This is a genomic window from Streptomyces spiralis (assembly GCF_014654675.1).
GTDB classification, from domain to species: domain Bacteria; phylum Actinomycetota; class Actinomycetes; order Streptomycetales; family Streptomycetaceae; genus Streptomyces; species Streptomyces spiralis.
Window position 1 is genome coordinate 3,399 of the sequence record NZ_BNBC01000085.1, and the last position, 11,005, is coordinate 14,403.

Annotated in this window: 3 protein-coding genes; all 3 read left to right on the top strand. The window is 74.6% G+C overall.

From position 1 onward, the window contains the following. Positions 1 to 3,741, top strand: a 3,741-nt coding sequence (locus IE318_RS42720) for an acyltransferase domain-containing protein (RefSeq protein ID WP_229904164.1), incomplete at its 5' end; no start/stop codon positions are given. A 101-nt stretch (positions 3,742 to 3,842) separates the two neighbouring features. After that, positions 3,843 to 8,789: a type I polyketide synthase gene (locus IE318_RS42725; RefSeq protein ID WP_189908244.1), complete on the top strand. Its 4,947-nt coding sequence runs from the start codon at positions 3,843 to 3,845 to the stop codon at positions 8,787 to 8,789. 111 nt (positions 8,790 to 8,900) lie between these two features. Continuing rightward, positions 8,901 to 11,005, top strand: a 2,105-nt coding sequence (locus IE318_RS45900) for a type I polyketide synthase (RefSeq protein ID WP_229904165.1), incomplete at its 3' end; no start/stop codon positions are given.

Sequence of the window (11,005 nt, forward strand, 5' to 3'; positions counted from 1 at the left end):
GCGGCCGAGCTGGACCGGCATCTGGATCAGCCGTTGCGTGAGGTGATGTGGGGCGAGGACGCCGATGCCCTCAACGCCACCGGATACGCCCAGCCCGCCCTGTTCGCGGTCGAGGTGGCCCTGTTCCGCCTCGTCGAGGCATGGGGGATACGGCCTGACGTACTCGTCGGTCACTCCATCGGCGAGCTGGCCGCAGCCCACGTGGCCGGAGTGCTGTCCCTGGTGGACGCGGCCCGGCTGGTCGTAGCGCGTGGACGGTTGATGCAGGCGTTGCCCGAGGGTGGCGCGATGGTCGCCGTACAGGCGGCAGAAGACGAAGTCCTGCCGCTGCTCACCGACAACGTGTCTATCGCAGCCATCAACGGCCCCACGTCCGTGGTGGTCTCCGGCAACGAGGACCAAGTCCTCACGATCGGCGAGCACTTCACAGCCCTCGGCCGCAAGGCGAGCCGCCTGTCGGTGTCGCACGCTTTCCACAGCCCGCTGATGGAACCGATGCTGGCCGACTTCCGTGCTGTGGCATCCGAGTTGACGTACAACGCGCCGAGGACGACCACCATCTCCACGGTCACCGGCGAGACCGCCACCGACTGGCAGTCCCCCGAGTACTGGGTCGGGCAAGTCCGTGCCGCCGTCCGCTTCTCCGACGCCGTACGCACCCTGGACTCCCGGGGCGTGACCCGTTACGTCGAGCTGGGCCCCGACGGGATCCTGGCCGGACTGGTGCCGCAGACCCTCGCCTTGGACGAGGCGCTCGTGGTCCCGACCCTGCGCAAGGACCGTCCCGAGGCCGAGACCCTGCTCACCGCCCTCGCCCAGCTTCACGTCTCCGGCGCACGGGTCGACTGGGCCGCCTGGTTCGAAGGCACCGGCGCCCGTCGCGTCGACCTGCCCACCTACCCCTTCCAACGTCAGCGGTACTGGGCCGAGCCGGCCGCGCCCGTGGCCGGCGCGGGTGCCGCCGGTGTCGAGTCGGTCGGCCATCCCTTCGTACGGGCCTGTGTGCCGGGCCCCGACGAAGCCGCGCTGGTGTTCACCGGGCGGGTCTCGGTCACCGAGCAGAAGTGGCTGGCCGACCACGATGTGCTGGGCGAGGTCGTGTTCCCGGGGGCCGGTGCGGCGGAACTCGCCGTGCTGGTGGCGGAGCGGTGCGGCAGCCGCCGGGTGCGGGAGCTGACCGTCGAGCGGCCGCTCGTCCTCCCGGAGCAGGGTGGGCTGACCCTCCGCGCCGTCGTGGAACCCGCCGCGGCGGACGGCACTCGGGCGCTCTCCGTGCATGTGCGCGGGGAGGCCCCGGAGCAGCCGTGGCGTCGGTACGCGACCGGTGTTCTCGCGGACACGCCCGCGGAAGTGGCAGACAGGGCGTATGGAGCACTCGTCGAGGCCAACTGGCCGCCGACCGGTGCCCTTCCCGTCGATCTCGCCGACGCGCGGGACCGCCTGACCGCGCGAGGGCACGGGTACGGCCCGGCGTTCCAGGTGCTGCGGAACGCCTGGCGGCGTGGGGACGAACTGTTCGCGGAGGCGGAACTGCCGGAGACCGAGGTGGGGGAGGGCGAGGGCTTCCGGCTGCACCCGGTGCTGCTGGACGCCGCCCTCCAGCTTCAGCTGATCACCGGTTCGGGGTCGGGGCCGCTTCACCAGCCCGCATGGCACGAGGTCGCCGTTCACGGCGGCCACGGCCACGACGGCGGCCACAACGGCCACGCCGTCAGCGCGACGGCCGTACTGCTGCACCTTGTCCCCGCCGCCGACGGCGGTACGGCGCTGACCGTGACCGACGCGCAGGGGAATCCGGTGTTCTCGGCGGTCTCCGTCGCGAGCCGGCCGGTGACGGCCGACCAGTTGACCGCGCTGCGCTCCGGCGAACTGCTGCGCCCGCAGCTGATCCCGGCGCCCGGCGCGCCGGACGCCGGGCCGGTGCCCACGACGGCGCTGGTGGGCGGGGACCCGTACGGCCTGGATCTGCCCGAGTACACCGGGCAGCCCGTCGACTTCCTGGTCCTCGGCGCTCCGGACTCCTCCGATCCGCGTGCCGTCCAGGACGCTCTCCGGACCCATCTGGAGCGTGACACCCCCGGCACGCGGCTGGCGGTCCTCACCGGTGACGCCGTGGTGCGGGGGCTCGTGCGTGCCGTTCAGGCCGCACATCCGGGCCGGTTCGTGCTGGTCGAGCCGGACGGCGGCCCGGAGTCGGGGGCGGTTCTGCCCTTCGCCCTGGCCTCCGGTGAGCCGGAGATCGCGGTACGGGCCGGAGCGGTGCTGCTGCCCCGGCTCGGCGCCGCCACACCCGCCCTGCCCCGGCCGGACCTGTCCGGCGGCACCGCGTTGATCAGCGTCGGCCCCACCGGCCCTACCAGCCCCGCCAGGCCCACGGACCCCACCGGCCTCACTGGCGACGCCGAAGGCCCCGGCGACACCATCGGCATCACCGGCCCCACCGAGACGGCGGTGCTGCTGGCCCGGCACCTGGCCTCCGCACACGGCGTACGGCGGCTGGTGATGAACGGCGTCCTCCCCTCGCGGATCGGCACGGACCTCGGCGCCGAGCTGGCCGGGCTGGGTGCTGAACTGCAGTTCGCCGACATCGACCTGGCGGACCCCGACGCCGTCTCCGCCCTGCTCGCGGCCGTCCCGTCCGAGCAGCCGCTCAAGGCGGTCCTGCACCTGGCGGCCGTCCCGCAGACATCGACCGACCACCCCGCACAGGCCGTACGCGACGCCGTGACCCCCCTGCGTCACCTGGACGAACTCACCCGCGACCACGCCCTGGCCGCCTTCGTGGCCGTCACCTCCTGCGACGGCCACCTCCCCGCCTCCGGAGACACAGCGGGTGCCGCCGCCGCGAGCGCCGTGCACGAGCTGATCGCGCGGCGGGCCGCACTACGGCTCCCGGCCACCGCCCTCGCCCTGGGCCCCTGGTCGGCCGCCGAGGACGCGCACGGCACCGACATCCCCGACCAGCAGCACCGCTCTCCGGTCATGAGCCCCGGTGACGTCCTCGCCCTCCTCGACGACGCCCTGCGTTGCGACGTCCCCTCCCTCCTCGCCCTGCGGGTCGACCGGGCCGGGCTGCGGGAGCGGCCCGACCGGGCCCCGGCGCTGCTGCGCTCCCTGGTCCGTGCCGCCGAGCGGCAGCGGGACGCGCGAAGCGGCGGGGACGCGCGGGAGCTGCGTGCGCGGCTCGCCGGGCTGTCGGCGGACGAGCGGCGCAGGACGCTGCTGGAGCTGGTGCGCACACATGTCGCCGGTGTCCTCGGACACGCGTCCGTCTCCGTGGTGGAGGCCGATCTCGCCTTCCGGGACATGGGGTTCGACTCGCTGGCCGCAGTGGAGCTGCGCCGCCGCCTCACCGCGGCCACCGGCTGCGACCTGCCGGCCACCCTGATCTTCGACCACCCCACCCCGCGGTCCGTCGCCGCCTTCGTCGACGAACGGCTCCAGGCGGCGGGCGACGGGGCGACGGCGGCCGTGCTCGACGAACTCGACCGTGTGGAGGGCCTGCTCACGCGGTTCCCGTCGGCCGGCGAGGAGCCCGGTGCGGGTGACGGCCCCCGTCCGGACCGGATCACCGAGCGGCTCGAGGCGCTGCTACGGCGCTGGCGCGACACCCACGGCGACCCCCGCGACCCGCGCGGCGGCACCGACCCCGAAGCAGGTGTCACCGACGTCACCGACCTCGAAACGGTCACCGACGACGAGCTGTTCGACGTGCTCGACAGCGAACTCGGCATCTCCTAGCCCCGAACCGGCATCACCCAGTCCTCTGCCCCACCGCCACCCCCATCCCTGCCCGCAGCGTCCCCGCCCCGCGAACGGCTTCAGAAATGGTTGAGGTTTCGATGAGCAACGACGAGAAGCTCCGGGACTATCTCAAGCGCGCCACCGCCGAACTCCAGCGGACCCGGCGGCGGTTGCAGGAGGTCGAGGAGGAGGCGCGGGAGCCGGTCGCCATCGTGGCGATGGGCTGCCGCTTCCCCGGCGGCATCGCCTCGCCGGAGGACCTGTGGGGCCTGGTGGACTCCGGCACGGACGCCATCTCGCACTTCCCCGAGGGCCGCGGCTGGGACCTGGAGAACCTGTACGACCCGGAGCCCTCCACGCCCGGCCGGACGTACTGCCGCGAGGGCGGATTCCTGCACGACGCCGGGGAGTTCGACGCCGACTTCTTCAAGATCAGCCCGCGTGAGGCGCGGGACACCGATCCGCAGCAGCGGCTGATGCTGGAGGTCGCCTGGGAGACCCTGGAGCGGGCCGGCATCGACCCGACCTCGCTCAGGGGCAGCCGCACCGGTGTGTTCGCCGGGGTCGTCTACCACGACTACCCGAGCGGCGGCACCGGCAGCATGGCCAGCGTGGCGTCCGGGCGGGTGGCGTACGTCCTCGGCCTGGAGGGACCGGCCGTCACCGTCGACACCGCCTGCTCCTCCTCGCTCGTCGCGCTGCACCTGGCGGTCAAGTCGGTGCGCGACGGGGAGTCCGCGCTGGCGCTGGCCGGGGGTGTCACCGTCATGGCGAGCCCGGACTCCTTCGTCGGCTTCAGCCAGGACCGGGGGCTGGCACCCGACGGGCGCTGCAAGTCCTTCGCGGCCGCCGCCGACGGCACCACCTGGTCCGAGGGCATCGGCATGCTGCTGGTGGAGCGGCTCTCCGACGCGCTCCGCAACGGGCATCCGGTGCTCGCCGTGATCCGTGGTTCGGCCGTCAACCAGGACGGTGCGAGCAACGGCCTGACCGCCCCCAACGGGCCCTCGCAGCAGCGGGTCATCCGTCAGGCGCTGGCCTCCGCCGGGCTCACCGCCGCGGAGGTCGACGCCGTCGAGGCGCACGGCACGGGCACGGTGCTGGGCGACCCGATCGAGGCGCAGGCGCTGCTGGCGACGTACGGGCAGGGGCGGGACGCCGACCGGCCGCTGTGGCTGGGCTCGTTCAAGTCGAACATCGGGCACGCGCAGGCGGCGGCCGGGGTCGGCGGGGTCATCAAGATGGTGATGGCGATGCGGCACGGTGTGTTGCCGCGCACCCTGCACGTCGACCGGCCGAGCCCGAAGGTCGACTGGAGCGCGGGCGAGATCCGGCTTCTCACCGAGCCGATCGCCTGGCCGGACCACGGCCGGCCCCGCCGCGCGGGTGTCTCCTCCTTCGGCATGAGCGGCACCAACGCGCACGTGATCATCGAGCAGGCTCCGGCGGCGGTCGTGTCGCAGGAGCAGCCCGGCACCTCCCCGGACGCCCCCGCCGTACGGCCCACTGCGCCTGCCGCCGCCGTTCCGCTCGCCGTCTCCGCCCGCCGTGCCGACGCCCTGGGTGCGCAGGCCGCGCGGCTCGCCGAGTGGCTCGACGCCGGCCGGGACCCGCGGCTGACCGACGTCGGCCACTCGCTCCTCACCTCCCGGGCGGCCCTGGAGCACCGTGCGGTGGTCGTCGCCGCCGACCGGGACGAGGCCGTACGGGCGCTGCGCGCCCTCGCCGACGGCGCCCCCGCGCCCGCCACCGTCACCGGCACGGCCCGCCCCGACGCGCTGACCGCGTTCCTGTTCACCGGGCAGGGCGCCCAGCGCACCGGCATGGGCCGCGAACTGCACGCCGCCCACCCGGCCTTCGCCCGGGCCTTCGACGAGGCGGTCGCTGCGCTCGACGCCCACCTGGACACCCCGCTGCGTGAGGTGATGTGGGGCGAGGACGGCGAGCTGCTCGACCGCACCGGGCACGCCCAGCCGGCCCTCTTCGCCCTCGAGGTCGCCCTCTACCGGCTCGTCGAGTCCTGGGGCATCCGCCCCGACCACCTCGTCGGCCACTCGATCGGCGAACTCGCCGCCGCGCACGTCAGCGGCGTGCTGTCACTGGAGGACGCGGCCCGGCTGGTCGCGGCCCGGGGCCGGCTGATGCAGGCGCTGCCCGAGGGCGGCGCGATGGTCGCCGTACAGGCCTCGGAGGACGAAGTCCTGCCGCTGCTCACCGGTTCGGAACCGGTCGGCATCGCGGCGGTCAACGGCCCGCAGGCCGTCGTGGTGTCCGGCGCCGAGGCGGCCGTCGCCGCCCTGACCGAGCACTTCCGTGCCCTGGGCCGCAGGACCAAGCGGCTCGCCGTCTCGCACGCCTTCCACTCGCCGCTGATGGAACCGATGCTGGACGAGTTCCGGGCGATCGCCCGGCAGCTCGACTACGGCACGGCGCGCATCCCCGTCGTCTCCACGGTGACCGGCGAACTCGCCGGCCCGGACGAGCTGGCCGACCCCGAGTACTGGGTGCGGCACGTCCGCGGCACCGTCCGCTTCCACGACGCCGTACGGGTGCTGGAGAACAAGGGCGTCCACACCTTCCTCGAACTCGGCCCGGACGCCGCGCTGTCCCCGCTCGGCCCCGACTGCCTGACCGGCCTGTCCGGCCCGTCCGACCTGACGGGCCCGGCCGACGGGCAGGAGGAGCCCCCCGCGTTCGTGCCCGCACTGCGCCGGGGCCGTCCCGAGGAACGCGAACTGGCCACCGCCGTCGCCCTCGCCCACGCCCGGGGCGTACGGGTCGACTGGGCCGCCTACTTCGACGGCACCGGCGCACGGCGGGTCGACCTGCCGACGTACGCCTTCCAGCGCAGGAACTACTGGGCGCGGCCCGACACCACCCCAGAAGCTGCCACGAGCGCGGCCACGGCCGACGCCGGTCCCGGGGACGCCCAGTTCTGGGACGCCGTGGAGCGCGACGACAGCGCCGGCCTCGCGCGGCGACTCGGCATCGAGCCGGCCGCCCTGGCGCCCGTCCTGCCCGCCCTGTCGGCCTGGCGGCTCCGTGCCCGCGAGACCGCCGAGGTCGACGCCCTGCGCTACCGGGTGAGCTGGCAGCCCGTACCCGAACCGGACACCGCCCCCCTCGACGGCACCTGGCTGATCGTGCACCCCGCGGCCCACGCCGGGTCCGCCGCCGTGCTCGCCGCGGCCCTGACCGAGCGGGGCGCCCGCCCGCTGACCGTCGAGACCGGCAGAGGACAGGACCGGACCGCCCTGGCCGCCCTGCTCGCCGAGAAGACCGCCCTGCCACCCGAGGAGGAGCCGGCCGGCGTGCTCTGCCTGCTCGGCCTCGACGACACACCGCACCCCGCCCACCCGGCCGTCTCCCGGGGCCTCGCGGACACCGTCGCCCTCGCCCAGGCCCTGGCCGACCGGGCGTGGCGCGCCCCGCTGTGGCTGGTCACCAGCGGCGCCGTCGCCGTCGACGACACCGACGCCGCCGCCCGCCCCGTCAGCCCGTACCAGACGGCGCTGTGGGGCCTGGCCGGCGGGCTCGCCCTGGACGCCCCCGACACCTTCGGTGGCATCGCCGACCTCGCCGACCCCACCGACGAGCGGTCAGCGCGGCGGCTGTGCGACACCCTCGCCGGCGCCACCGGCGAGGACCAGATCGCCGTCCGCGGCTCCGGGACGCGCGCCCGCCGCATGACCCGACCCGAGCGGCCCGACCCGGAGCGGGCCTGGCAGCCGCGCGGCACCGTCCTCGTCACCGGCGGCACCGGCGGACTCGGTGCCCATGTCGCGCGCGCCCTCGCCGCCGACGGCGCCGAACACCTGGTGCTGACCAGCAGGCGCGGCGCCGACGCCCCCGGGGCCGCCGACCTCGCGGCGGAGCTGGAGAAGTCGGGCGTCCGGGTCACCGTGGCGGCCTGCGACGTCGCCGACCGCGAGGCGGTACGCGCCCTGCTCGCCTCGGTGTCCGGCCTGACCGCCGTCGTGCACGTCGCCGGCCTGGCGCAGCGCATCGCCCCGCTCACCGACCTCGGTCTCGCCGAGTTCGCGGAGGTCGCCACCGCCAAGAACCTCGGCGCCCTGCACCTCGACGAACTCCTGCACGACACACCGCTGGACGCGTTCGTGCTGTTCTCCTCCGGCTCCGCCGTGTGGGGCAGCGCCGGACAGACCGCCTACGGCAGCGCCAACGCCTTCCTGGACGGTCTCGCCCACCGCCGCCGCGCCCGCGGCCTGGCCGCCACCTCCATCGCCTGGGGCTCCTGGGACAGCGGCATGGTCGACGCCGAACTCGCCGCGATGATGCGGCGCATCGGCGCCCCCGCGATGGAGCCCCGGCTCGCCCTGGGCGCCCTGCGCCGCATCCTCGCGGGCCGCGCCGCCCACGCCGTCGTCGCCGCGTTCGACTGGGCGCGGTTCGCCCCCACCTACACCCTCGCCCGCCCCCGCCCGCTGCTCGCCGCCCTCCCCGAGGCCCGCGCCGTCCTCGACGCCGCGGACGCACCGGCCGGCACCGGACAGAGCGACGGCCTGACCGCACGGCTCGCCGCGATGCCGGAGAGCGAGCAGCGCCGTACCCTCCTGGACCTGGTCCGCACCCACGTGGCCGCGCTGCTCGGCTACGACGACCCGGCCGACATCCCCGGGCAGCGCGGCTTCGACGACCTCGGCTTCGACTCGGTCGCCGCCGTCGATCTGCGCACCAGGCTGACCGCCGCCACCGGGAGAACCCTCCCCACCAGCATGGTCTACGACCATCCCACGCCCGACGCGCTCGCCGCCCACCTGTGGGACGAACTGTGCGCCCAGGGCGGCGACGACGGCGAACTGCCCGTCCTCGCCCAGCTCGACCGGCTGGAGCTGACCGCGGACGGCCTGGCTCCCGAGGAGATCGACAGCACCCGCATCACCACCCGCCTGCGGAGCCTGCTCGCACGGCTCACCGACACCCTCGGCACGAGCGGCGAGAACGACGCCCTGGGCGACCAGCTCGACACCGCCTCCGCCGACGACGTCTTCGCGTTCATCGACAACGAACTCGGCCTCTCCTGACGGGCGCACGCCCCGAACCCGACCCGAGCGGCAAGCGGTCCGGCGTCCGGCGTTCGACCACTCCGCATCCGTACGGCATCCGGCATTTCACAAGGACACGGTGGGACCACGATGGCCAAGGCCAATGACGACAGGCTCCTCGACTATCTCAAGCGGGTCACGGCTGATCTGCACCAGACCCGCCGACGGCTGCAGGAAGTGGAGAACCAGAACGACGAGCCCATCGCCGTCGTCGCCATGAGCTGCCGCTACCCGGGCGACGTCACCGGCCCGGAGGACCTGTGGCGGCTCGTCGCCGAAGGACGCGACGCCATCACCTCCTTCCCCACCGACCGCGGCTGGGACCTCGACGCCCTCACCGGCGCCGGCACCGGTAGCGGCGCCGGCCAGGAATCCGGGACCGGGACCGGCACCAGCTACGTCCACGAAGGCGGCTTCGTGCACGACGCGCCCGCCTTCGACGCCGGGTTCTTCGGCATCAGCCCCAACGAGGCGCTGACCATGGACCCGCAGCAGCGGCTGCTCCTGGAGGTCTCCTGGGAGGCGTTCGAACGGGCCGGCATCGACCCCGAGTCGCTGCGCGGCAAACCCGTCGGCGTCTTCGCCGGCTCCGGCATCCAGGACTACGAGTACCTCATCGGCGCCGCCGGAGAGGTCGCCGAGTCCTACATGACGACCGCCAACGCCGCCGCCGTCATCTCCGGCCGTGTCTCCTACACCCTGGGCCTTGAGGGCCCCGCGGTGACGGTGGACACCGCGTGCTCGTCGTCGCTGGTCGCCCTGCACCTCGCCGCGCAGGCGCTGCGGCAGCGCGAGTGCTCCCTGGCCCTGGCCGGCGGCGTCATGGTGATGTCCACCCCCTCGCCGTTCGTCGCCTTCAGCCGCCAGCGCGGCCTCGCCCCCGACGGCCGCTGCAAGGCGTTCGCCGACGCCGCCGACGGCACCGGCTGGTCCGAGGGCGCCGGCGTGCTCCTGCTGGAGCGGTTGTCGGACGCCCGCCGCAACGGCCACCCCGTCCTCGCGCTCGTCCGCGGCTCGGCCGTCAACCAGGACGGTGCCAGCAACGGCCTGACCGCCCCCAACGGCCGCGCCCAGCAGCGCGTCATCCGCCAGGCCCTCGCCAACGCGGGGCTCGCCGCCGACCGCGTCGACGTCGTCGAGGGCCACGGCACCGGTACGACCCTGGGCGACCCGATCGAGGCACAGGCCCTGCTCGCCACCTACGGCCAGAACCGCCCCGAGGGCCGCCCGCTGTGGCTCGGCTCCGTGAAGTCGAACATCGGCCACGCCCAGGCGGCCGCCGGCGTCAGCGGCATCATCAAGATGGTCATGGCGATGCGGCACGGCGTCATGCCCAAGACCCTCCACGTCGACGAGCCCTCCACCCACGTCGACTGGGCCGCCGGCGACGTACGCCTGCTGACCGAGGCCCGCGACTGGCCCCGCACCGACCAGCCCCGCCGCGCCGGCGTCTCCTCCTTCGGCGTCAGCGGGACCAACGTCCACGTCATCCTGGAGGAGGCCCCGGACGCCGAGGAGGCAACGGACTCCGGGGAGACGACGGACTCCGGGGAGGCGCCGGGCGGTTCGGCGTCGGAGACGGGCCCGAGGGGGCCGGCCCCGCTGCTGCCCTGGCCGGTCTCCGGACGCGGCGCGGACGCCCTGCGCGGTCAGGCCCTGCGGCTGCACACCCACCTCACGGAGAACGACACCGAGTCCACCCCCCTGGACCTGGCCTATTCGCTGGCCACCACCCGGGCCGCCCTGGAGCACCGCGCGGTGGTCCTCGCCCCCGACCGCGAGACCGGCCTGACCGCCCTCGCCGCACTGGCGGCCGGCGAGACCGCTACGGGCACCGTGCGCGGGGTGGCGGCCCGGGGCACGACCGCGTTCCTGTTCACGGGGCAGGGGGCTCAGCGGTTGGGGATGGGGCGTGGGTTGTACGACGCCTTCCCGGTGTTCGCCGAGGCCTTGGACGCGGTGGTTGCTGAGCTGGATCGGCATCTGGATCGGCCGTTGCGTGAGGTGATGTGGGGCGAGGATGCGGATGCGTTGAACGCCACGGGTTATGCCCAGCCTGCGTTGTTCGCTGTCGAAGTGGCGTTGTTCCGGTTGGTGGAGGCGTGGGGGATACGGCCTGACGTGCTGGTCGGTCACTCCATCGGTGAGCTGGCCGCGGCGCATGTGGCCGGGGTGCTGTCGCTGGCGGACGCGGC

What these genes read in the sequence shown, in the direction of transcription:
- IE318_RS42725 (WP_189908244.1), top strand. Translation starts at nt 3,843, where the DNA reads ATGAGCAACGACGAGAAGCTCCGGGACTATCTCAAGCGCGCCACCGCC.